29 protein-coding genes are annotated in these 22,239 nt (G+C 41.3%); 5 read left to right on the top strand and 24 right to left on the bottom strand.

The window, feature by feature from the left end; genetic code table 11:
- Positions 1–19: 19 nt before the first annotated feature.
- The 17 genes from AC20OE_RS08280 to AC20OE_RS08200 form a co-directional block, all read right to left on the bottom strand.
- Positions 20–436 (bottom strand): stage V sporulation protein AB, encoded by a 417-nt coding sequence (locus tag AC20OE_RS08280; protein WP_039179670.1) that lies wholly within the window; start codon positions 434–436, stop codon positions 20–22.
- Positions 426–1,046 (bottom strand): stage V sporulation protein AA, encoded by a 621-nt coding sequence (locus tag AC20OE_RS08275; protein WP_059377134.1) that lies wholly within the window; start codon positions 1,044–1,046, stop codon positions 426–428. Before AC20OE_RS08275 ends, AC20OE_RS08280 begins: the two co-directional genes overlap by 11 nt.
- A gap of 114 nt (positions 1,047–1,160) precedes the next feature.
- Positions 1,161–1,928: an RNA polymerase sporulation sigma factor SigF gene (gene sigF / locus AC20OE_RS08270; protein WP_024422864.1), complete on the bottom strand. Its 768-nt coding sequence runs from the start codon at positions 1,926–1,928 to the stop codon at positions 1,161–1,163.
- 13 nt (positions 1,929–1,941) lie between these two features.
- Positions 1,942–2,382, bottom strand: a complete 441-nt coding sequence (spoIIAB, locus tag AC20OE_RS08265) for an anti-sigma F factor (RefSeq protein ID WP_024422865.1) — start codon at positions 2,380–2,382, stop codon at positions 1,942–1,944.
- Positions 2,379–2,732: an anti-sigma F factor antagonist gene (gene spoIIAA, locus AC20OE_RS08260; protein ID WP_024422866.1), complete on the bottom strand. Its 354-nt coding sequence runs from the start codon at positions 2,730–2,732 to the stop codon at positions 2,379–2,381. Before spoIIAA ends, spoIIAB begins: the two co-directional genes overlap by 4 nt.
- Before the next feature lie 162 nt (positions 2,733–2,894).
- Positions 2,895–4,049, bottom strand: a complete 1,155-nt coding sequence (locus AC20OE_RS08255) for a D-alanyl-D-alanine carboxypeptidase family protein (RefSeq protein ID WP_487268815.1) — start codon at positions 4,047–4,049, stop codon at positions 2,895–2,897.
- Between the two features lie 159 nt (positions 4,050–4,208).
- Entirely contained in the window at positions 4,209–5,021 is an 813-nt protein-coding gene (locus tag AC20OE_RS08250) for a purine-nucleoside phosphorylase (protein ID WP_487268793.1), read from the bottom strand.
- A gap of 11 nt (positions 5,022–5,032) precedes the next feature.
- Positions 5,033–6,217 (bottom strand): phosphopentomutase, encoded by a 1,185-nt coding sequence (gene deoB / locus AC20OE_RS08245; RefSeq protein WP_487268792.1) that lies wholly within the window; start codon positions 6,215–6,217, stop codon positions 5,033–5,035.
- 153 nt (positions 6,218–6,370) lie between these two features.
- Positions 6,371–7,261, bottom strand: a complete 891-nt coding sequence (gene xerD, locus AC20OE_RS08240; protein ID WP_039179686.1) for a site-specific tyrosine recombinase XerD — start codon at positions 7,259–7,261, stop codon at positions 6,371–6,373.
- Positions 7,262–7,267: 6 nt separating this feature from the next.
- Positions 7,268–7,495, bottom strand: coding sequence for a YqzK family protein (locus tag AC20OE_RS08235; RefSeq protein ID WP_024422871.1), 228 nt, complete (start codon positions 7,493–7,495; stop codon positions 7,268–7,270).
- A 117-nt stretch (positions 7,496–7,612) separates the two neighbouring features.
- Entirely contained in the window at positions 7,613–8,065 is a 453-nt protein-coding gene (gene fur, locus AC20OE_RS08230; protein ID WP_003215577.1) for a ferric iron uptake transcriptional regulator, read from the bottom strand.
- Positions 8,066–8,175: 110 nt separating this feature from the next.
- Positions 8,176–8,820 carry a stage II sporulation protein M gene (spoIIM, locus tag AC20OE_RS08225; protein WP_039179689.1) on the bottom strand — a complete coding sequence of 215 codons (645 nt, stop codon included), beginning with the start codon at positions 8,818–8,820 and terminating at the stop codon, positions 8,176–8,178.
- Positions 8,821–8,936: 116 nt separating this feature from the next.
- Positions 8,937–10,067: a S8 family peptidase gene (locus tag AC20OE_RS08220; protein WP_082700864.1), complete on the bottom strand. Its 1,131-nt coding sequence runs from the start codon at positions 10,065–10,067 to the stop codon at positions 8,937–8,939.
- A gap of 111 nt (positions 10,068–10,178) precedes the next feature.
- Positions 10,179–10,400: a hypothetical protein gene (locus AC20OE_RS08215; RefSeq protein WP_039179694.1), complete on the bottom strand. Its 222-nt coding sequence runs from the start codon at positions 10,398–10,400 to the stop codon at positions 10,179–10,181.
- A 272-nt stretch (positions 10,401–10,672) separates the two neighbouring features.
- Positions 10,673–11,125 (bottom strand): GNAT family N-acetyltransferase, encoded by a 453-nt coding sequence (locus AC20OE_RS08210; protein WP_059377142.1) that lies wholly within the window; start codon positions 11,123–11,125, stop codon positions 10,673–10,675.
- Positions 11,112–12,293: a TIGR00375 family protein gene (locus tag AC20OE_RS08205; protein WP_059377145.1), complete on the bottom strand. Its 1,182-nt coding sequence runs from the start codon at positions 12,291–12,293 to the stop codon at positions 11,112–11,114. The genes AC20OE_RS08210 and AC20OE_RS08205 overlap by 14 nt, the downstream gene beginning before the upstream one ends.
- Positions 12,290–12,847: an NUDIX hydrolase gene (locus AC20OE_RS08200; protein ID WP_034622377.1), complete on the bottom strand. Its 558-nt coding sequence runs from the start codon at positions 12,845–12,847 to the stop codon at positions 12,290–12,292. The genes AC20OE_RS08205 and AC20OE_RS08200 overlap by 4 nt, the downstream gene beginning before the upstream one ends.
- Before the next feature lie 168 nt (positions 12,848–13,015).
- On the opposite strand from AC20OE_RS08200, the gene AC20OE_RS08195 reads away from it, so the two are divergent.
- Positions 13,016–13,936, top strand: a complete 921-nt coding sequence (locus AC20OE_RS08195) for an aldo/keto reductase (RefSeq protein ID WP_126681630.1) — start codon at positions 13,016–13,018, stop codon at positions 13,934–13,936.
- A gap of 112 nt (positions 13,937–14,048) precedes the next feature.
- Here AC20OE_RS08195 and AC20OE_RS08190 read toward each other — a convergent pair whose 3' ends face one another.
- A complete protein-coding gene (locus AC20OE_RS08190; protein ID WP_231746874.1) occupies positions 14,049–14,453 on the bottom strand; it encodes an antimicrobial peptide LCI in 405 nt (134 codons plus the stop codon).
- A gap of 173 nt (positions 14,454–14,626) precedes the next feature.
- The gene (locus tag AC20OE_RS08185; RefSeq protein ID WP_039179706.1) at positions 14,627–14,851 is read right to left on the bottom strand and encodes a YqkE family protein; all 225 of its coding nucleotides are present in this window, start codon (positions 14,849–14,851) and stop codon (positions 14,627–14,629) included.
- 123 nt (positions 14,852–14,974) lie between these two features.
- On the opposite strand from AC20OE_RS08185, the gene AC20OE_RS08180 reads away from it, so the two are divergent.
- Entirely contained in the window at positions 14,975–15,901 is a 927-nt protein-coding gene (locus AC20OE_RS08180; protein ID WP_151284400.1) for an alpha/beta hydrolase, read from the top strand.
- Positions 15,902–15,927: 26 nt separating this feature from the next.
- Here the strand turns inward: AC20OE_RS08180 and AC20OE_RS08175 are convergent, their stop codons facing one another.
- The 5 genes from AC20OE_RS08175 to AC20OE_RS08155 form a co-directional block, all read right to left on the bottom strand.
- Positions 15,928–17,190 carry a response regulator aspartate phosphatase gene (locus tag AC20OE_RS08175; RefSeq protein ID WP_024428051.1) on the bottom strand — a complete coding sequence of 421 codons (1,263 nt, stop codon included), beginning with the start codon at positions 17,188–17,190 and terminating at the stop codon, positions 15,928–15,930.
- 301 nt (positions 17,191–17,491) lie between these two features.
- A complete protein-coding gene (locus AC20OE_RS08170) occupies positions 17,492–17,731 on the bottom strand; it encodes a YqkC family protein (protein WP_024422884.1) in 240 nt (79 codons plus the stop codon).
- A gap of 12 nt (positions 17,732–17,743) precedes the next feature.
- Positions 17,744–18,070 carry an iron-sulfur cluster biosynthesis family protein gene (locus AC20OE_RS08165; RefSeq protein ID WP_039179713.1) on the bottom strand — a complete coding sequence of 109 codons (327 nt, stop codon included), beginning with the start codon at positions 18,068–18,070 and terminating at the stop codon, positions 17,744–17,746.
- Between the two features lie 79 nt (positions 18,071–18,149).
- Positions 18,150–19,124: a GNAT family N-acetyltransferase gene (locus AC20OE_RS08160; protein WP_487268791.1), complete on the bottom strand. Its 975-nt coding sequence runs from the start codon at positions 19,122–19,124 to the stop codon at positions 18,150–18,152.
- Positions 19,121–19,600, bottom strand: a complete 480-nt coding sequence (locus AC20OE_RS08155; RefSeq protein WP_024428048.1) for a GNAT family N-acetyltransferase — start codon at positions 19,598–19,600, stop codon at positions 19,121–19,123. Before AC20OE_RS08155 ends, AC20OE_RS08160 begins: the two co-directional genes overlap by 4 nt.
- Before the next feature lie 272 nt (positions 19,601–19,872).
- Between AC20OE_RS08155 and AC20OE_RS08150 the strand changes: the two genes are divergently transcribed.
- From AC20OE_RS08150 to AC20OE_RS08140, 3 genes are all read left to right on the top strand, one after another.
- A complete protein-coding gene (locus AC20OE_RS08150) occupies positions 19,873–20,322 on the top strand; it encodes a YfmQ family protein (RefSeq protein WP_047202240.1) in 450 nt (149 codons plus the stop codon).
- A gap of 152 nt (positions 20,323–20,474) precedes the next feature.
- Entirely contained in the window at positions 20,475–21,707 is a 1,233-nt protein-coding gene (locus AC20OE_RS08145; RefSeq protein ID WP_039179722.1) for a DNA polymerase IV, read from the top strand.
- A 15-nt stretch (positions 21,708–21,722) separates the two neighbouring features.
- On the top strand, positions 21,723–22,067 hold the full coding sequence (locus AC20OE_RS08140) for a YolD-like family protein (RefSeq protein WP_099663352.1): 345 nt from the start codon (positions 21,723–21,725) through the stop codon (positions 22,065–22,067).
- Positions 22,068–22,239: the final 172 nt, after the last annotated feature.

Here is a 22,239-nt window from a genome sequence, read left to right as displayed (position 1 = left end):
TGTTGTTCCCTCCAATTTCTTAAATATAAATAAGCCAATGAAATAGTGAACCAAATATCTTTCCTAAGACGATGGCCATGAGCAGCAAAACAATTTTCCCGTCCATTCCAATTCTTTTCGTTAATATAGGAAGTACATTTAATACTTCAGTAAGTGCAGCTGCAAGCATGCCGACAAAGATGCCTGATAAAAGACCGACCGGCAGCGCCAGCCATTTGGTTAAATGCAGATGTATTTGACTTAAGGTGGCCCAGCCGCCAACAACCGCCCCGCTAATGACTGCCGCCTCGTACCCTTGTATGAAGCGCTGCGTTTTGGTTAATTGCATTAAGCGGGGAATGATGCCAAGCACTGTAAGAAATGCCACAAATCCTGCTCCGACTGTTAAACCGCCGCCAAGTCCAACGAGTACGACAAAAAGCCATTTACCGATCATGGATATCCTTCAATGTTTCTTTATTTTCATTGAGTGCGACATAATGATCGAGATCGAGCTGATATTTAAACATTTCCACTTCGAGCGGACTTGGTTCTTCATTTAAACGCTTTTTAAATACATGATTGAAAAACAAAATCATCCCAAGGCCGAGTCCAAAGCTATATGGAATTTGTAATAAATACGGATGCTCAACCGTTTTCCCTGTGATCATTTCATATAGGCGGATATGAACGAGCCGCATACTGACATCCTCGTGGAAATTCATAATGGCAAGCGCCGCTCCGACAAATAATAGAAGCCATACAAACACAAATAAAACGGGAGAAAGCTGGCGTTTGCCTGTATCAATTTCAACAATGGCCTCAGAGCCGCCAACGGTTTGAATGTCGATATCCGGCCACGTTTTTTTGATCGTTTTGACGACATGCATGATATCAAGAACGGCGATGTGACGATCCTTTTTGCTGACATGATACACCGGCATTTTGCTAAGCTTTTGCACAGCAAACTCATCACCAGTGATTTGGGCGACATCCTCTAAATAAATGAGCTGATCTATTCCAGTCTTGATTCGATGGCGCAGCCGAATAAAGATTTGTCCGTCCATCCAAGTCACTTCCTATACGAGGGGTTAAAAATAGTATGTGGTGAAAAATGGTTCTCATACTGATAGAACTTGATTTACCGGTAATTACCACACAAAAAAAGCCAGCCGAATTGGCTAGCTGTCTTTTTGATCCATTTGCATTTGGATTTGCTTTAAAATTTTCTTTTCAAGCCGTGAGACTTGCACCTGTGAAATGCCAAGTCTTTCTGCAACCTCAGATTGTGTCTGGTCTTTATAATACCTTAAATACACAATGAGTTTTTCCCTTTCTTCTAATTCCTTGATCGCTTCTTTCAGAGCAATTTTGTCAAACCATCTTTCTTCAGAATGATCGGCAATTTGATCAAGCAATGTTATCGGATCCCCATCATTTTCATACACTGTTTCATGAATGGATGATGGTGAGCGGACCGCTTCTTGGGCGAGGACGACATCCTCTGGTGTGATATCAAGGTATTCGGCAATTTCTTGAACGGTCGGCATTCTTCCATGAGACTTAGACAATTCATCCCTTGCCCGCCGGATTTTATTTCCAAGTTCCTTTAATGACCGGCTCACTTTAACCGTCCCATCATCTCGAATGAATCGCTGAATTTCCCCGATGATCATTGGGACGGCGTACGTTGAAAACTTTACATCATATGACAAATCAAATTTATCCACAGATTTCAACAGTCCAATACAGCCAATCTGAAACAGATCATCTGGTTCATATCCCCTATTTAAAAAGCGCTGAACAACGGACCAAACAAGACGCATGTTTTTTTCTACGAGGAGGTCTCTTGCTTGCTGATCACCGTCTTGGCTTTTTTTGATGAGCTCTTTGACTTCATCATTTGACAGCTGGGCTTTTTTAGCTTGCTTTTTTACCTCCACATCCATATGAGCAGCTCCTTTAATTACAAAGCGCTTTGCTTTTTGATAGATGCTTTGTTAAACGGATGGTCGTGCCCATTTCTGGAGATGAGTCCACCATGACATCATCCATAAAATTCTCCATGATGGTAAAGCCCATTCCAGAGCGCTCTAAGTCTGGTTTTGTTGTAAAAAGCGGCTGTCTTGCTTCCTCAAGATCGGTAATACCCATGCCTTCGTCACGGATGGTGAGATAGACGACATGATCATCTAATGTGACATGGATATGCACCTTGCCATCTGGATTCCCATCATAGCCATGGATGATGGAGTTTGTCACTGCCTCGGATACGACGGTCTTGATTTCTGTTAATTCATCTAAAGTCGGATCAAGCTGAGCGATAAACGCCGCGACTGTCACCCTCGCAAACGATTCATTTTGGCTTAATGCCGAAAAAGTCAGATTCATTTCATTTCTCATGACGCCACCCCCAATGTTTGCAAAGCCGTTTGCTCTGAAGGCTCCATACGAATGATTTTAAACAAACCAGACATATCAAATAACCGATTCACTGCTGGCGAGATGGCACAGACGACCATTTCTCCGCCGAGCTGCTTAATTTCTTTATATCTTCCTAAAATCACTCCGAGTCCAGAGCTGTCCATAAACGATAAATCAGCCAGATTCAGCACAATGTGGCGAATGTCCTCTGTTTCCAAATAATTCGTCACCTTTTGTCTCAATGTTTCTGCGGAGTGATGATCGAGCTCTCCTGTTAACCGAATGCAAAGTACGCTCTCTTTTACTTGAAAATCAATACCAAGGCTCATCTTTTTATTCCTCCTTGCTCTAATTTCGGATAAAGAGTGTTTCTCTTTTATATGAAGTAAATCCTTCACCATGACAAAACTAGTGACCATTCGTCACATTTAGATGTTCTTTTCTTTTTCCTCATAGCAAAAAGACTGCCCATTTCAGCAGCCTTTCGCCTTTTATTTCCATTTCACAAAATCAGCCATTGCTCGTTTGAAGAAAGTCCAAATGCCTGCCTTTTCCATTCCTTCTTTTGCTTCTACAGGACTTTCATGCAGCACTTTTCCGTCTTTTTTCAAGACGATCGTACCAAGTTCCGTTCCTTTTGAAAATGGAGCCTTGACATCATGAGACAATTTGATTTCTTTTTTGATCTGATCCACATTTTCGCCTTTTTTCGTTAGAAGGGAGATCGGTTCAGAAGTAACGAGCTGAATATTTTTCTTTTTCCCTTTGCTCACTTTGACCTCCGCCACATCTTGCCCTCGTTTGTAAAGCGGATGAGTCGTATATTGACTAAATGCGTAGTCCAGCATTTTGACTACCTGAGCGTTTCTGTCTTTCGGGGTGCTTGCACCGAAGACAACCGCAATGACGCGCATGTTGCCTTTTTTAGCAGATGCAGTTAAACAGTATTTCGCTTCGCCTGTAAAACCGGTTTTCACCCCATCGACACCTGGATAAAATTTAATCAGACGGTTTGTGTTTACAAGCCAGAATTTTTTATCTGTGTTTTGCCGTAGATAGTCTTCGTAGACACCTGTGAATTTGGTGATTTGTTCATATTTCAACAGCTCTTTCGCCATTATTGCCATATCGTGAGCTGTGCTGTAATGGTCTTTTTCAGGAAGTCCTGTTGGGTTTTGAAAGACTGTTGAGGTGAGGCCAAGCTCTTTCGCCCTTTTGTTCATCTGCTCTACGAACTGTTCTTCAGATCCTGCAATATGCTCTGCCATGGCAACTGAAGCATCATTTCCTGACGCAATCGCAATACCTTTCAGCATTTCTTTCACGGTCATTTCTTCTCCTGGTTCAAGGAAGATTTGCGACCCTCCCATGGACGCTGCATAGTCGCTCGTTCTGACCTTGTCTGTCATTTTTAGTTTACCCTGATCAAGGGCTTCCATGATGAGAAGCATCGTCATGATTTTGGTCATACTTGCGGGTGCAAGCTTTTCATCGCTGTTTTTGTTGTAAAGGACCTTTCCCGTGTCTCGTTCTATTAAGATCGCTGATTTGGCTTCGTGTGCCAATTCTGATGTTTGTTTTTCTCCTGGTTTTTCTATCTTTTCTTTTGCTATCGCTGATGGTGAAACCATTGAGATAAGGATCATTAAAATAAACAATGCACATATATGACGTTTCAAGTGGCAGACCTCCATTATCGTAATCCTTTCTATTTTTTCCTCATACAGGCTGTTTTATTCAGAGATCGTATGATTGCAAATAAAAAAAGCCTTCTGCTTGGGTAGCAGAAGGCTTCTGGACACATGCTATGAAAGTTGTTTGACAATGTCTTTTACTAAATCAAGAAAACTTGCTTTCACTTTTTCCGTTACTTCGATCACTTCATTATGTGACAGCGGCTGATCCAAAATACCAGATGCCGCATTGGAAATGCATGAAATGCCAAGTACTTTGATTCCTGCATGACGCGCAACAATGACTTCTGGAACAGTCGACATTCCTACCGCATCTGCTCCAAGCGTTCTAAGGAAACGAACTTCAGCAGGTGTTTCATATGAAGGGCCTGTCATCCCTGCATAAACCCCCTGCTGTACAGATATACCTAAACGCTGGGCTGTTTCTGCTGCAAGTGCCAGCAATTCTTTATCGTACGGTGCAGACATATCAGGGAAACGAACGCCTTGACTGTCATTTGGGCCAATTAATGGATTGGTTCCCATCATATTGATATGATCTGTGATCAGCATGAGGTCTCCTGGACGGAATGAAGTATTCACTCCGCCGGCTGCATTTGTGACAATGCATGTTTCAATACCAATTTCTTTCATCACACGGACAGGAAACGTCACTTGCTTCATATCATACCCTTCATAGAAATGAAAACGTCCTTGCATCGCGCAAACGACAGTGCCTTTCAGCGTTCCGATCACGAGCTGCCCTGCATGTCCCTCTACTGTTGAAACAGGGAATCCGGGAATATCTTCATATTTTATTTTGATTGGATTTTCAATCTCATCTGCTAAAATGCCAAGCCCTGATCCTAAAATCAATCCAACTGTTGGTACATATGTCGATGCTTGTTTAATATATGCCGCCGCTTCTGAAAACTGTGCTCCCACGAGATTTCCCCCTATTTGAGTTTAGATAAAAAGCTTGTTCCGTATTTAGGCATTGCTGATTTGAAATTATCTGCAACGGTTGCCCCAAGATCAGCAAACGTTTTTGCTGTTGGCAGTTCATTTGCTTCCTGATGCTTTTTGCTGTAAGCAATGAGCGGAACGTATTCTCTTGTATGATCTGTTCCGTGATGAATCGGGTCATTTCCATGATCTGCTGTGATCACAAGAAGATCATCTTCTTTCAACAGGTCAAACACTTCAGGAAGACGTGCGTCAAATTCCTCTAATGCTTTTCCATAACCCTCTGGATCTCTTCTATGTCCGTAAAGAGCGTCAAAATCAACAAGGTTCAAAAAGCTGAGTCCTGTAAAGTCTGTTTTAAGTGTATCGACCAGCTTGTCCATTCCATCCATGTTCGATTTTGTTCTAAGAGATGATGTGATTCCTTCGCCGTCATAAATATCAGAGATTTTTCCGATCGCAATGACATCGAGCCCATCATCTTTGAGTTCATTCATGACTGTACGGTCAAATGGTTTTAACGCATAATCATGACGGTTTGGTGTTCTAACAAAAGCATCAGGCTCTCCGACAAACGGACGAGCGATAATCCGTCCAACCATATATTTTTCATCTAATGTGAGTTCACGGGCAATTTCACAAATACGGTAAAGCTCATCTAATGGCACAACTTCTTCGTGCGCAGCAATTTGCAGCACAGAATCCGCAGATGTATAAACGATTAAATCGCCTGTTTTCATGTGCTCTTCGCCAAGCTCATCTAAAATTTCCGTACCAGACGCAGGTTTATTTCCAATAATACCTCGGCCAGTTTTTTCTTTTAATTCATTTAATAGTTCATCTGGGAATCCGTCTGGAAAGACTTTGAACGGTGTGTCTATGTAAAGACCCATGATTTCCCAATGCCCTGTCATTGTGTCTTTACCATTTGATGCTTCTTGCATTTTTCCATAATACGCAAGCGGTTTTTCATCCGCTGGAATTCCTTTGATTTCTTTAATATGACTCAGCCCAAGCTTCGCCATATTCGGCATATGAAGCCCGTTCATTTTTTCAGCAATATGTCCAAGTGTATCTGCACCTACATCATTAAAATCAGCAGCATCTGGTGCTTCCCCAATCCCTACTGAATCCATTACGACGAGGAAAATGCGTTTATACTGATAATCAGGCATTAAAAAGCGCCTCCTTCAATATTCTTGTCTTTTGACCTTACAAACAGTAAGAGGTCAGACATCTCAAGTATAAACCGTTTACAAGCCAGTTGACAACCATAAACGGTGTAAAGATGAAAAAGCATGACACCCGTTCATCGTGTCATGCTTTACTTATGCCCTTGGATGGAATTTGTGATACACATCTTTCAGTCTTGTTTTCGTCACATGTGTATAAATTTGTGTTGTTGAGATATCGGCATGTCCGAGCATCTCCTGTACAGCTCTTAAGTCCGCACCGTTTTCAAGCAGGTGTGTAGCAAATGAATGTCTGAGCGTATGAGGCGTCAGCTCCTTTTGAATCCCTGCTTCAATGGCTCGTTTCTTTAAGTTCTTCCAGAAGCCCTGGCGCGACATTTTTTTCCCGTGATGATTGAGAAACAGGGCATCGGACGGCTGTTTTTTTAACAGCTTGCTTCTTCCCTTTTCGATATATTCTTCAATTGCGCTTGCGGCAGCTTCACCGATTGGCACAATTCGCTCTTTTCTTCCTTTTCCAAAACAGCGGATAAAGCCCATTGTGAGGTGCACATCTGCAAGGGTCAGATCCAGCATTTCACTGACGCGAATGCCTGTTGCATATAAGAGCTCAAGCATTGCTTTGTCTCGGTAGTCAAAGGGAGTGTGCTGATTTGGTGTATCAAGCAGTTTTTCGACCTCCCCTAATGATAGAACTTTCGGTAATGTCCGCTCTGTTTTTTGCGTTTCAATGTTCCATGACGGGTCATCCGTTGTCACTTTTTCCCGAAGCAAAAATTGATGAAAGGAACGGATCGATGATAGATGCCGTACAGACGTTTTACTCGATTTCCCTTCCTCTTTTAACTGCTTTAAATAATGAATGATATGCAGGCGCGTGACATCGCTAATATCCGTCAGCTGTTCATGTGTCATTAAAAAAGACAAGTAGTTCTGCAAATCTCTTTTATAAGAAACAATGGTATTTTCAGAGAGTCCTCTCTCTACGGTCATAAAATGAATAAAGTCGGATAATTGATCGTTCAATGATTTCTACTCCCCGTTTTGATAAAAATAAATCAATCGGTCTTGCCAATTGTCTTGATTCGGCTGATCCATTTCCATCACTTTAATTGCTGCACCCTCTGGTTTATCATAACGATGGTAGCTTTCATATTCTGAATTTATCCATATCATAGCATAATAGAACAGGACGGTAAAACCTGTGAACAAGATAAATACTTTGATCACTTCACCTGTTGTTTTGAGCCATTTTCCCATGATCTTCAAGTCCTTTCTCACCTTCTCATTACTTCAGCATATGCCAGGTAGGACAAGGAATATACAGCGAAAATGCAAAAAACCTCTTCATCTTAAATGAAAAGGTTCCAATTCGGATTATTTGCCGGATTCATCATCATGACACCGGTGGCAAATACCATGGAATGTCAATCTATGATCCTTAATTTTAAATTTCCAGTCACGTTCAATAATCTCTTCGACATCTTCTAATAAATCATCTTCTATCTCATCGACTGTTCCGCATTCCATGCAGACAAGATGGTGATGGAAGTGAGCGGCTCCTTCTTTGCGAAGATCATATCGCGAAACGCCGTCTCCAAAGTTAATTTTATCAACAACTTTCAGTTCAGTGAGCAATTCTAACGTCCGATAAACAGTAGCAAGACCAATTTCAGGAGACTTCTCTTTTACGAGGAGGTATACATCTTCTGCACTTAAATGGTCTTCTTCATTCTCAAGCAGTACTCTTACTGTGGCTTCACGCTGTGGCGTGAGCTTGTAGCTGGAAGAATGAAGCTGTTTCTTAATTCGATCAATCCTATTTTCCATTGACTTTCCCTCCTACGCCACATTACTTGATCATTATATCAAATGATGTGCTGAGAGCCAACTATAATCATTTTAAATTGATAAATAAATTGATTATTAATTAATAACAATTATAAAAGAATACCTGCCAGCTTTTTCATCAGCATGAATGATATGTACGATTCAAAAAAAGATGAAAGTGCAGCAAGCGCTAAAATCATCAGCAGAACCGATGCATACCGGCCAAACCACTGGACGGGTGCTTGACTGATGGTTTTTTTCATGAAGAGCTGTCCAATGAGACGGATGGAAAACGCAATCGCACAGGTGCCAATCACTAAATAGGCTGGAATAAGCAGAATGTTTTGCGGAAGCACCGATACAAACGAGAGAAAAAATCCACTCAGCCCCATTTGATTCACGAGAAAACCAACAGTAAATCCAACAACAATTCCTTTTAAAAAGATCATGAGAAAGATGAGCGGCAGACCAATGATGGATATTCCCAGTATCCACATAAGGCCTAAATATTTCATATGATGCAGGAAGCTTTGTAAAAACATTTCTTTTGATTCTGCTGCTTTCTCATTCGTCAGCTGACCAAAAAATTGATTTAAATAATAGAATAAATCCTCTTTCTGGCTGAATGTCATGCTATTGACAATGATGGCACCGAAGATCACACCCATTAAAAAGAGTACAGAGACAAATAAATAAATCGAGAGATGATCTTTTACGTGCTGAAGAAGATGCTCCTTCCAAGACTTTTTCCGCATGTGTCTTCCTCCCAAATCGTAAGGTTACTAGATTCTATGAGAGAGATTACGAAACATGACAGTTTTATTGAAAGAAAAAAGAGAAAGCAGCCTGCTCACTGCTTTCTCTTTTTCATTTATCGTGCGGCTTTTTGTACGTTCACAAGCCCGGCACCGTAATAAAAAGGTTCTCCAAGTTTTGTCGCCGTTTTTGACAGTCTCTCACGCACTTCATCGTTTGTCAGATTCGGATGTTTTGATAGAATGACAGCCGCAGCGCCCGTTATATGCGGTGATGCCATTGACGTTCCGCTCATGTAGCCGTATTCGTTATGAGGAATGGTGCTCAGCGTTGAAACGCCTGGTGCTGAGACTTCCAGTTCTTCGCCAACAGATGAATCAAAAGCTCTTTGCTTTTTTTGGTCAACAGAGGCAACAGCCATCACGGAGCTGTATTTAGCCGGATAGTCAATCGTATTGAGAGAGCCATAACTTCCTTCATTCCCTGCAGAAGCCACAATGAGAATCCCTTTATCATACGCTCGATCTACCGCTTCTTTCAGCGCCTCAGATTCACTTGCTCCCCCCATACTAATATTGATGACATCCATGTCATTCTCAATGGCCCATTCAATCCCTTTTATGATCCAGCTATAGTAACCGTCACCATTTTCATCTGCCACCTTAACAGCATAGATAGAGGCTTTTGGCGCAACACCAACGACACCTACCTTATTATCTAAAGCGGCAATTGTCCCTGCCACATGCGTCCCATGTTTATGCGGATCTACAAGCGGATCGGACTCTGTCGGTACAAAGCTCACCCCGCCGGTGACATGTAAATCCTCATGTTTGCCGTCGATACCGCTGTCAAGAACTGCTACTTTGACATTCTGTCCAGCGTATCCTTGTTTATGTACCTTTTGTGCTTTGATGCTTTTGATGCCATATGGAACAGTTTGACTGCTTGTTTTTGCTTTTTGGTCTTCCTCAATGAAGGTCACTTCTTTTGCTTCATTCAGTTTCTTTTTTGATGTCTCATTCAACGACACTTTCATCATATCTATTTGCTCTATGGATTCTTTCACATGCCCGCCAGCTTCTTCTACAAGCTGTTTTTGTATTTTGTCTTGAACGGAAGAAGAAAAGCCGATCATGTACTCTTTTTTTGCTTGTTCCTTTGCAGAAATATCTGACGCGCCAAACATGACCGATGCCACAAGCACACTTGCCATACAAAGCCCTGCTCCAAATGACTTGACGTTCACAATACTCACTCTCCCTTTCGTTTCTTTTTGTCATTTAACTACATTTTTAGACAAAAAGAAACGACCGTTTGTCCTATTTTTAAAAATTTTTCCATTTATTTGATCTAGTTTTCACAAAAAAGCAAAATAAAAATGCTTATGATCCTCTTGATAGTGATCATAAGCATTTCGTCCTTTATGTTTTTTCATCATGTGCTGCAAGACTTCTTGTTTTGTTTTTGTCTTCCTTTCGTGTGTGCTAAAATGCGGCATGTTTCCTCTCGACAGTTCTGGATTACGGCTGTGCTGTCTTTGGATATGCTCTCGTTTTTTCTTTGCTTTGCTTTTTCCCATTTGGCAAAACCCCTTTCGTTGACGTTATGATACACGATGTTACATAAAAAAGATAGACGTAAATACGTCTATCTCAGATTGTTGACAAAGGGCTAAAATGATCTTTATTTTAGCCCTTTGTCTTCTTTCATCTTCAGCGTGATAGAAAACCTTTGAAGTCTAGGAAGGACGAGCACTGGAGCGGAGCGAATTTGACATTCGTGAGCACCGGAGCGCAGACCTGACAACGAATGCAAGGGTTTGTCTACACGCTGAGATAGACGTAAATACGTCTATCTTTCTGTTTTTACCATATCAAGATGCGGAATCCCATCTTCATCATAAACATCTGAGACGGCCTTGAAACCAAATGATTCGTAAAATGACTTCAGGTAGGCCTGCGCCTGTATTTTGACACTTGTTTCACCTAGTTCACTAAGCTTTTCCAAAGCCTTGATGAGCAGCATCTTTCCATACCCTTTTTTCCGGCCGGCCTGCGTCACAAGAACGCGGCCGATGGACGCCTCTTTGTACACGATCCCGTTTTGAAAAATTCGGCAATAAGCCACAATGGTGCCATTCTCTTTTGCGATGAGATGAATTGCTTCTTGGTCCCTGTGATCAATTTCAGGGTAAAGGCATGTTTGTTCTACAACAAACACGTTGACTCTTTCCATAAGAATCAAGTAAAGATCCTCTTTTGACAATTGTTCAAACGTTTGACATGTCCATTTAATGTGACTCATGATTGATATCCACCTTACCGTACACTCCGCCTCCACCAGCGATTAGTCCGACTTCGCCCTTTCTTGCTTTGATGATGTAGCCCGCTATCTTTTCTGGCAAAACGGCTTTTAGTTCTTGTTCTGTTGCTTGATGCAGAATATTCATCTCTGTGTGAAACACGGCTTTTAGCTTCTCCAGCGTTTTAGGTCCAACACCCGGAATAAACTGAAGCGGGAGCTGATGAACATAAGGAGGTCTCATTCTTTTTTCACTTTCTTGGTCAGCAAGCTCTTTTAAACGCTCACTTACTCCTTTTGTCATCCGGGTATGTCCGCATTCGTGGCACTCTTCCTGATCTGATGCGTGAGGTCTTACCCCGCATTTCTCGCAGGTCGTATGATAGTACTTCCCAAGCCGTGGAGCAAGTCCATAATTTCCTGTGACAGCTCTGCCATCTTTTTCTTCAAGGGCTAGCTTGAATTCGGCAAAAGAGGCATGATCCATTTTGATTTTGGTATATTCTCGCGCGATTTTCCCTAAAGAATGAGCATCTGAATTCGTTAAAAAGGGATACCGGTTCAGCTCACTCAGCTGGGACGCCATTGACGTATCACAGCTAAGACCAAGCTCAACAGCATCAATAAGGTCAGGATCAAATACTTCCGTTAAAGAAGTGCTGACCCCTTTGCCGTATAGACTTTTATGCGGCGTAAAAATATGAGCAGGAATAAACAATCCTCCTAGCTCTTTTACTTTGCGCTGAAGTGTTTTCCCATCAACATAGAGGCGTTGTGAACTCAAATGCACATTTTTCATATGAAGCGAAAGCCATGCGGAGAACTCAGACATTTTGTGTAGTGTGGGCATAAATGCCAGCACATGAATTGGACCCTTTGAATGGTCATCATTGATCTCTAATTCACTGCCTAAAAGCAGCACTGTCGGTCCAAATGAGAGACCGCCGTCATTTAGTTCCGTGTACCGGCCTTCCTCTACACCCTCTATTAACTCTTCTAAGACTTCTGGAGATTGTGCATCAATCACACCAATCATCCCCATCCCTTTACTTTCCGCTGCTTCAATGAGAATTTGGTCAATTGTCAATGACCTTGCACCTGTAATTTTGACAGCTCTGCCTGTTCTTGTTCTGCCAATATGAATATGGATGTCTGCAAAAAATTCCTTCATTTTGTTGACTCAAGTACCTCTTGCAGTTGTAAGTATTGAATGGCATAGGCTGTTTTTGCATCGTAAATATGCTGCTGTTCAATGAGGTGCAAGGCTTCTTCTAATGAAACTTCCATTACTTCGACAAATTCATCTTCATCCAGCTCTCTTTTTTCTTCAAGCGGAACTAGCTGATCTGCTAGATAAATGTGAACAATTTCATCTGCAAAACCAGGTGATGTATAAAAGGCCGTCAGCTTTTGAAGCTGCTGAGTTGTATATCCTGTTTCTTCTTCTAATTCTCTTAATGCTGTATGTGCCGGCTCTTCCCCTTTTTCTAGTTTTCCAGCCGGAATTTCAACGATGGCTCTCTCTAGTGCTTTACGGTATTGTTTGACCAAGATGATTTTATTTTCGTCTGTACGTGCAATTACAGCTACTGCACCAGGATGTTTAATGATTTCGCGTTTGCCTTGTTTTCCGTTAGGCAATTCTACATCTTCAAGTACCAAATCAATGATTTTTCCGTTGTATAATTCTTTCGACGATAATGTTTTTTCTTCAAAGTCCTTCAATTTTGTCAGCTCCTCGTTCTACTTTCACTTTTTACTTCATTTATTTTAACATAGATGATTTAAGAGAAGCGAAAAGCGAAACGCTTGCTTCAATGCGCCATTTGAAATCACCTAGCTTGAATTCCTGATTTTTTTCACTTAATGTGAAAGGATAGGAGTGTGATGGAATTGAAAAAAAGACGTATTGGCACCTCAGATCTTTTAGTGAGCGAGGCGGCACTAGGATGCATGTCTCTTGGGACTGATAAAGAAAAAGCGCTCTCTTTATTAGATGAGGCCATTGATCTCGGAATTAACTATTTGGATACAGCCGATTTATATGATTTTGGGACAAATGAGGAAATTGTTGGGGAAGCCATCAAAAATAGACGGCAAGATTTGATTTTGGCGACAAAAGGCGGCAACCGTTTTGAAAAAGGCAAACCAGGCTGGGACTGGGACCCTTCAAAGGTGTACATAAAGGAAGCAGTAAAACAAAGCCTCAAGCGGCTTCAAACAGATTATATTGATTTATATCAATTGCACGGAGGCACGATTGATGACCCCATTGATGAAACCATTGAGGCTTTTGAAGAATTAGTAGAGGAAGGCGTTATTCGCTATTATGGCATTTCATCTATCCGCCCAAATGTCATTAAAGAATATGCCAAAAAGTCCAATATCGTAAGCGTGATGATGCAATATAGCTTACTCGACCGCCGCCCGGAAGAATGGTTCTCTCTTCTTGAAGAACAAAGCATTAGCGTCGTCGCAAGAGGTCCTTTAGCGAAAGGATTATTAACTGAAAAACCACTTTCTCAAGCAAGTGCAGCGATTCAAAAAAACGGCTATCTTCAATATTCATTTGAAGAGCTTCAGCAGATCATTCCTTCTTTAAAGAAAGTCGCTTATGACCTATCACTCACTGAACTGTCCATTCAGTATATACTGAAACATTCTGCGGTCAGTTCCGTTGTATTTGGCGCGAGCTCGGTGGATCAGTTAAAAGAAAACATAGCAGCAGCAAATGCACGTTCTTTAAGTGACCAAGAAGTCAAAGCAGTAACTTACTATACAAAACCATTTGTGTATGAAGCGCACCGATCCTAATAAGAAAAAATCACATCATTTATCTCGTCAGAATGTAGAAAAACTCATGTTTTTCTACATTTTTTTATGTTTTCTCTATATAAAATAAGGAGGGGCTAAAAGCCCCGTTGTCTTATCTTGCACTTTCGTAATATGCATAATTTCCAGATTTGCCTTTAAGATAAAATGTGGTACCAAAACGACTGAAACTATTTGCAAAAGAACCATTATCTGAATGCATACATAATCGATTACTTGCACCTTTAAAAGGAGTTACAGAACAATCTACAATTGAAGTAGCCTTTGTACTCACATCTGCATTCGTTAACTCATTTGTTGCAAGAGCTTGTCCAGAAACAGGTAAAAGCAATCCTAAAGATAAAGCGACTCCAGCCATTGTTTTTCTCAATTTCACGTGAATCATCTCCATTCCCAAATTTTGTAACACACCTTCATTATAAGAAGAACGACCTTCTACCAAAAGGGTCTTAATAACCATATTTTCAATAAAAAGGAATTTAAATAAATCAATACTCACCTTTTTATTTCTGTTTCAAACATAAGCTATGGGATTTCGTTTAAAAAATCATACTGTCGCGATTCTGAAATGAAGTGATGTGAAGGAGGCAAAAATGCTTTTCTCTTTATGGACTCTGTGGATCTATCTCAAGGATGATGACATAAAAAAAAGGAAGCATCATTGCTCCCTTTTTAGCTTTTATACTTTCTCCAGTCTAAATGGCTTTCATCTAGCAGCTCTGAAAAGCTTTTGTTTTTTTCTTTTTCTTTCTGCTGCCGAAGGAGGTCTTGTCGTTTTTGTTCTTCTCTTTTTTCTGTTTCAACGGCGAGGTTCTGTTTCATTTGAAGAAGCTGCTGTTTGACATCGTCCTTTATGCCGTCCTTTAATTTCGCTTGATCCTGCTTGGTCTTTTTCATTGTGCCTCTCTCCTTTTGACTTAGTGTATCATCCGTTTTATTTTCTGAGCAAGAGGCACGCCAATCTACCAAGATGTGGTATGATCGTCATAGAAAAAACTTCGGAAAGGAAGAATCGGCTAGATGAAGAAATGGATCGCTATATTTGCCTTCATATTATGTCCACTCGCTGTCATCGGCATTTTTTTCACCAATAAAATGATGTATATTCGAAAATTAACGGATGAAGAGCTCATCAAACGAGAATCAGATGGAGGCCATTATCATCACGAGGAATTTCAGGAGCTTAAGAAAGAGAAAGTGTGTATTCCTTCAGCATTTGGTTATAATCTACATGGCTATTTTGTGCCGCATCCTCATACAACACGCACAATCGTACTTTGCCACGGTGTGACAGTCAGTTTGATTAATTCCGTTAAGTATATGAAATTATTCCAAAAGCTCGGATGGAATGTGCTGCTTTATGATCATAGAAGACACGGGATGAGCGGCGGGAAAACCACGAGTTATGGATATTATGAAAAAGAAGATCTAGCAAAGATCGTAAAGTGGCTCAGACAAAAACTCGGAGAAAGTGCCATCATTGGGATACACGGAGAATCAATGGGTGCAGTCACGACCTTGTTATATGCTGCGAAGCCGGAAGCAACCGCCAATTTTTACATAGCAGACTGCCCTTTTGCTTCTTTTGAGGACCAGCTTCTGTATCGATTAAAAACAGATTTTCGCCTTTCAGGGCAATGGATTCTTCCACTAAGTGATCAAGTGTTAAAATGGCGGGACGGATACCGCATCCGGCAAGTTTCCCCTCTTGATGTGATCGATCATGTGAAAGAACCTGTACTTTTTATTCATAGCCGCCATGACGACTATATCCCCTGTGAGCAAAGTCAGCAGTTATATGCACGAAAAAAGGGTGACAAACAGTTGTTTATTGCGCCACATGGTGCGCATGCAATGTCTTTTAGCGAAAATAAGGAAGCTTATGAGCAAGAAATTCAAGCATTTCTTCAAAGATTTGAATTGAATGAAAATAAAAGAGGAGAATGAACAGCAGTTCGTCCCCTCTTTTTGAGCTAACTTATGCGATAGTCACCACTGTTGTATGGTGTCTGCCCGCAAGCTCCATATGGCTCTCTTCCGATTGCTGCTGACTCATGACCGATAATCCTGCAGTTGCTGCCAATAAAAGAACTATCAAACTCGTTTTCATATAAATGACCCCCATTTTGAATTTTTGATATGGCTTGAATTTTCCTTTCGTAAAACCGGGTAGATACTTCAAACAGTCCAAGCTCATTGTAATAATGAGCCGCATCAAGTGCCAATTCCTCAATATCTGGGTATAAGCGCTTGTCCTCGAGCAGGTCTAATGTATCGTCTATGATTGTTATGTCTGCATCAACGTACAATGCTTTTAAGAACTGAAATTTGCAGATGTAAATTTCATCTTCTAATTCACAGGCCTTCATAATACCTTGTTGATAGAGGGTTAACGACTCTTCTATTTGTTTTTGTTTAAACAGGATTTGTGTCAGCATAAATAGTGGGTCTAGAGAGCGATTAAGATGGGTTAAATTCTCCTTTTCAAACACTTCAATAGAGTCTTTCAGATAACGGCTTGCTTCCGCAAGATCGTTCATTTGATAATAACAGTTACCTAAGTTGAAAAGGGCCGAACCTATGACTCGAGGGTTTCCAATTGAGCGTGCTCGCTTTAGAGCATTTTTAAAGTAGGGCAATGCATGTTCATAGCATTTCAAATCATCATAGTTTGCACCAATGACAAATTCACAGTGGATGATTCTCAGCGTGTACGTTCTGTAGGCAGAATACGTATCTAACGCTTGCAAGGCATAGTGCATCGAAAAGTGGGTTTGTTTCATGTGGTAGTAAATTTCTGCTAATTTAAAGTAAAATTCTGCTCTTTCTATATCATCTGATATGAGATTGAGCTTTTTTTCTGCTGAGCGGTAATAAGCAATGGCACTTAAGTAGTTTCTCTGTTCAAATTCAAACATTCCTGTGAAAAAATGAACATAGTATTCAAGCATATCCGTTAATTTCGTTTGTGAATGTTCGATCGTTTCTAGCAAATTCTTAATCTCTTCATCATTCGAGGCTTTCTTTGCCGGTTCAAAATATTCAAGCATTACCTTGTGGCGAAAATCCATCAGCTGGTAAAACAATAACAAGTTTTGATCCTGCTCCATTTCGAGGATTTCCTGCTCGATCTCCGCCTTCAGCTTCTCTGCTTTCATCACATGAAATCCGCAAATCTGCCTATACCATTCGTTTATTTTGATTCCAACCTGAGGCGATGACAGCTTGAGCTTCAATTCACTTTAGCACCTCCCTTCTCATATACGATACATGTTGTATTCTATCACATTTCCTCGAATGGAAGAAATATGAAATGTCATTTTTCGCAAAGTTTTCGGTATCCCGCAATAAACGCTGCGAATGCCTATTTTTCGGCATTTACAGCCATTATTTTTTTATTTCCAGCTTGCTCATTTTGTCGAATTGTTTGTTGAAAAACTGCTTTTTTTGCTTCAAAAGATCATTTTTCAGATTAGACAACCGTGCCGTTTGATGAGATGATGAACGCACGAAAAAAACCCTTTCGAAAAAGGGCTTTTATAATACATCTGTTACTTGGTCCATATTCTCTTTGATCCAATTGACAGCTAATTCGAGCGTTGGAAATTCTTCCGTTTCAAATGTGACTTCATCTTGAAGAAGCCAAACGTCCTTTTTCACCGAATCCATTCCACCTATTGACCAGTGCAAAAGGCTATAGGGATGATTGTTATTTAAAAACGACACCCATGTTTTATTTTGTGCCGTATTTTGTATCACTTTTAGCTTTTGATCCACTACATTTCCACCTTACTTTACAAGTATACCCATTCTCGGGCTGAGTATTTGTTGAGGACTTTTCAACATGAGTGTGTTGGCTTTTTCATTAAAATCAATCGTCATTTCCTCGTCAAAAAAGACCTTTTGTGCTGTGTGTATGTACAGCTTAAAGAGCTGATTATGCTTGAGCTCTTCCCATTCGCCTGTTCTTTCACCTGTGAGCCAAATCATTGGGACACCGCTTACCGCACAGCCGCACCCATCTGAATCATATCGAAGGAGCAGTTCTTTTGTTTCATGCCCTGCTTGTTGTTTTGTAAGGTACGCTGCTGCTGGTTCTGTTATATGAATATACATGCCGAACATCCTTTTTTCGTTGATTGTTACATTGTAACATATCAGTCATCAATTAAACATGTTCACGTCCTGCCAGCTCTTATGTCTGATCGTTTTTCTTTAACTGGTCTGACCAATTGTACGCTTCTTGTTCAATTTCTTTAATGAGCCCATCTTTTCCTTTCATATAACTTGCCATATCTTCAGGATATGCTTTTGCCAATTGACGCTTTTTATCGGCATAGGCTTTGGCACGATCAGGTGCAGCTTTTAAATAATCTCGGAACACCAAATGCCTTTTTACATCATCATGTCCAGCTTCATAGGCGTGAACGTGATGTGTTCGATTCAAGCCGCCTTTTCTAAAAAAACGTCTTCCCTTGAGTCCATTTTCTCCGAGCGGTTCATATCCAAGCTGACGAAACAGGTGGTTACATTCATCTAAGCGACTGATATGCTTCACCTCTAGCAATATATCAATAATTGGCTTAGCCGCCATTCCTATGACTGACGTACTGCCAATATGATGGCCATATACCCAGTTGTCGCCAACTATCTTTTTCAGCTTATCATGCTCATCTTGAAATTGTTTTGGCCAGCTCGCTTGGTATTCAATCACTTCCACTTTTCGAAGCATCAAACGTTCCATCTTTGTTAACATCAGATTGTTTTCCACCTGCAAACGATCCTTCTGTTTAAACCCTAGTTTTTCATAAAGCTTGATTGCTGGTATATTTGCTTCCGCTGTTGTGAGCTCAATTGTTTTTTGATGCTGGATGATGGATTGCAGGAGCGCTGTCCCGATGCCTTGATTGACATGATGTGGATGCACAGCTAACCGGCTGAGGATGATCCGGTCGTCATGCAGTTCATATGAAGCGATCCCTAACAAATGCCCCTCTTTTTCAAATCCTATGAAAATCTCATTTGTTTCTATTATGTCTTTAACCGTTTCTTTTAAGGGCGGTAAATCTTGATAGCCAATTTGCTCTGCCTCCCGCTGATATGCAGCCAATTGGATATGTAACAGCTCTTTTGCTTGTTCTTTATTTTTTTGATTCAGTCTAATGATCATGCTTTCGCCTCCAGCTTTTTCACAAACAGCACCCTGTCTTCATGAATGCCGTCGTAATCTGAAAAAACTGAAATGCCATCGACCGTTTTATCTCCCTTTTCTATCTGAAAACCGAGCTTTGTATGGTAAGCAATTGAGACTTTATTGACAGGAGCTGTGATGGCCTTAATCGTTGTTCTTCCTTCCTTTTCAGCCGCTTCATAAAACGCTTGATAGAGAATTTTGCCAATCTTCAATTTTCGGTGGTCTGGATGTACCCCCACAAAGTGAATATACGCTTCATCTGAATGCGATTGCGATAAAAAACCGACTAAAAAGCCGATCAGTTCACCTTTTTCAACAACGACAAAACTTGTTTGCTGAAAATGTTCGAAAAATAGCTTTGGCAATTTTGCGCGCAAATCTCTGCCTCCCCACCAGCTTTGAATGACGGATGTGACCGCATAAAAATCTGACGGCTTCACTTGACGTATCATGATGGCCTCGCCCCTTTTCATTTTTAGCTGTACCGTTTCACAAAAAATCAACTGTTTCAATAGTCTACCTGTCTGATCAATTGTTTGTAAAGGTGATGTATCAGCCTTTTTTCCTTCAGCTTTGTTGGTTCTTCGTCTTTTCGCGGTCATCTCCTTTTAAATCTTCACACTTATTTCAAAAAGTTCACTTTTTATGCGAAAGATCCATTCTTTTGTTATGTTAAAATTGTTCATATAAGAAATGGAACAAAAGTTTATTGGAGATGATGATATTGGTTTGGATTGTTACTTCACTTGTTGTGTTTAGTCTTTTAAAGCTGCTTGTCACTTCGCTGCCTTCTGGTGTTGTTGAACGCCTTTTTAGTCGTTATGCGGTGCATGCAAAAGTAACAAGTGATCAAACAACGATGACGTTTCAAGGACGTCCACTCGATGATCAGCAAACATCTGAAATTATTCAACATTTTAATGATGCGATCTTTATTGAACGCTATTATATTTATCCTGGTGACGAAGAGCGTTTTCTTCATCCGCAGGAAGGACCAGCGCCGCTTACCATGCAAACAAAGCTTGGCAAGCATGATGTGACCCTTTATCTGTATCATTACGATGACCACGTGGATGTGGTGCGGCAGTTTACTCATAAGCCTAAGAAAAAGCTAACGGCCTATCGTTTGCGTTCTGAGCCGCTCCAAGCATCCAATAACTTGGCACATGCTTAAAATGGCTCATTTTACACAGATGAGACGAAGTGGAAACACTTCGTCTTTTTTGTATGGATTTACACTCTTCTCTTTGAATGATTTACCAGTATCAATTTCACCTTCTGGCGGTTAAAATATATACAGAACATACGTTCTAAGAGGTGAAAATGATGAATGAACGAGCCATTCTGCTTGTGGATATGCAGTCATTTTATGCGTCGGTCGAAAAAGTGGAGGCTCCTCATTTGAAGGATGTGCCGCTCATCGTCTCAGGAGATCCTGAGCGGCGGAGCGGGGTCGTACTTGCCGCCTGCCCGCTCGCTAAAAAACGGGGCGTACAAAATGCATCAAGATTATGGGAAGCACAGGAGAAATGCCCTGAAGCCGTCGTCGTACGTCCACGTATGCAGCGCTACCTTGATGTTTCTGTCATGATGACAGAACTGCTTGAACAATACACAGATCTTGTCGAACCCTATTCAATTGATGAACAGTTTCTCGATATTACGGGGAGTGTGACACTACTCGGTTCACCCCGCGAGATCGCCCAAAATATACAAACGACTATTATGAACCAGACGGGCATTTACGCACGCGTTGGCATTGGTCCTAATAAAGTGCTCGCTAAAATGGCCTGTGACCATTTTGCTAAAAAAAACACATCTGGCATCTATGAGCTTCGTGCAGACCGGGTGGCGGCTGATTTATGGCCGCTTCCGGTTGGAAAACTATTTGGCGTCGGTAAACGAATGGAGCACCATTTAAAACGAATGGGCATCAGTACCATTGGGACACTTGCTACTTATCCGTTAGACCGGCTAAAAAAGCGCTGGGGAATCAACGGGGAGCTTCTGCAGCGAACTGCTTTAGGACACGACCCTTCCCCGGTCACTCTTCACACACATGATCAGCAAAAAGCGGTTGGGCATCATATGACCCTTCCCCATGATTATGCGTCCTTTGAGGACATCAAAGTCGCCCTTCTTGAATTGAGTGAAGAAGTGGCAAGACGTGCGCGCTTTAAGCATTATGTTGGGCAAACGGTGTCTGTTGGCGTAAGAGGCGCTGATTTTTCTCATCCGACTGGATTTCATAGACAAATCAAGCTCCATTCACCCACACAGTACGGGACAGATATTGCAGACGCAGCCATTCAGCTATGTCAGCAGCACTGGGACGGCCAGCCCATTCGCAGTGTAGGTATTACTCTCTCGCAGCTGCAGCCTGACAGCCAATATCAGCTGAGTTTATTTGATCACCATTTAAAAAAAGACAGACTCAGCAAAGTATTTGATGCCATCCATATGAAGTATGGACCTGCTGCGCTCTTGCACGCTTCGTCACTAACAAGCGCAGGGCAGGCGTATCACCGCGCCGAAAAAATTGGTGGACATTACAAATAACGGAGGCGAACAGCCATGAATCCCAATAAATTAACACCTGGATACAACATCATGTGGGAATCAAGCCGAATGATGCTACCAGAGCACCGTGAACAGCTGCTTGCTCAAAAACGGAAGAAAAAAGAATACACGCCTCCTCCGCTGAGCACTGATCGGCTAGAGGAAATGAATTTTTTGATCACACAGTCGATTACAGAGGACCAAGCGATTTGCGTGACATATGCTGCAGCAGGTATGAAACAGCAGTTTTGGGGCTGGGTGAAAGCCATTCATTATGAAACGCAGCGCATCAAAATCGTCAATGATGAAGATGTTCTCCACCTGTCCTTGCAGCAAATTGCCGCGATTGATCTGGATTAAATGGTCTTTAAGTGATCGTACGAATCAGCAAAAAAACATAGAAGCATCGGCAGAAAAAACATGCTCTCCAAATTTGCGGGCTATTCGGAGCTCCTCTGTCATATGGTGGATGTCTCCTCCATCAAATTGTGTATTTAATTTGCACAATTTTTCATGTATGATTGGAACATCT

This window comes from Bacillus sp. SRI_025, from assembly GCF_057592095.1.
Note: the sequence above shows the minus strand (reverse complement) of the source record. Positions and strands in the feature narration are given on the sequence as shown.